Here is a 1,145-nt window from a genome sequence, read left to right on the forward strand (position 1 = left end):
TCGTTAGTAGTGTTCGCCACCGACTCGTTCGCAGACCAAGCAATACTCAGCTCGTCAGCGCACCAACTCTGGGCGATCAAGTATGGATCGGGTATGAGAAATGACCCTCGCTACACGCCTTCCGACGTGTTCGAGACGTTCCCGCGTCCCGCGCCCATCGACCGACTCGGGGCCGTCGGTCGCATCCTGGATGTGGAGCGTCGCAATGTGATGCTTCGCCGCAATCTTGGTCTGACGAAGCTCTACAACTTCATTAACGACCCCGCGATCCGTGGAGACACAGACATCACCCGACTGCGCGAGACTCACGTCGAGCTCGACCGCGAAGTCATGGACGCCTACGGCTGGTCCGACCTCGAACTCGATCACGGCTTTCACACCTACCGTCAGATGATCCGCTGGAGCGTCAGCCCCGCCGCTCGGGTTGAGATCTTCGATCGGCTACTGGAGGAAGCTCACCGACGCGTCGAGGAGAACAAGTACAACACCCGCCCGTCTGCGTCAGGAGGCGAGATTCCGAAGGAGCAAGGAGCCTTGTTCACCTGACTCGAACCTCACGCCGACCGCGGTCTCTGGGCTCGACACACGGACAACTGGACCAGTCAGCTAAAGAGTGTCCCATCCTCCTTGGGAATCTCACTGGCAAGTGCTGCGAGATTCCCGTGCTGGTTGCTTTTGCTTCGGCTGTTGTTTTCTTCTAGGAGGCGATCCAAGATCTCAACGCGCGCGACAGGGCTCACCGTCCATCGCTCCATCTGGCGGTAGGTGTGGAAACCATGATCGAGTTCGAGGTTAGACCAACCGTACGCGTCCACGGTCGCATCATCGACCTCGATGTGAATCTCACGTAGCCGATCAACATCTCTATCGCCCTGAACAGACAGGTCATTGACCAGGTTATAAACGGTAGTCAGGCCAAGGCTGCGCCGCAGCATGATCTCCCTCCGCTCGTTGTCCAGGGCACGCCCAGCGGCATCGAGGCGGCCTGTCGCCTTCGGAAGCGGCAACGTCTCGAAACAAACCTGTGGTGTATAGGTCGGATCAATGCGCATCGTGGTGCCGTACTTGATTGCCCACGATTGATGCACACTCGATGACAGAACTGCTTGGTCTGCGAACGAGTCGGTGGCGAACACTACCAACTT

At 58.3% G+C, this 1,145-nt stretch carries 2 pseudogenes; one reads left to right on the forward strand and one right to left on the reverse strand.

The features are described from left to right. Positions 1-546: pseudogene (locus tag ACIA77_RS52455) on the forward strand (hypothetical protein); the annotation flags it as partial. A gap of 56 nt (positions 547-602) precedes the next feature. Here ACIA77_RS52455 and ACIA77_RS52460 read toward each other — a convergent pair. Beyond that, positions 603-1,145 (reverse strand): annotated as a pseudogene (locus ACIA77_RS52460) (hypothetical protein); the annotation flags it as partial.

This window comes from Amycolatopsis sp. NPDC051903, assembly GCF_044452505.1.
In the GTDB taxonomy this organism is placed as follows: Bacteria; Actinomycetota; Actinomycetes; order Mycobacteriales; family Pseudonocardiaceae; genus Amycolatopsis.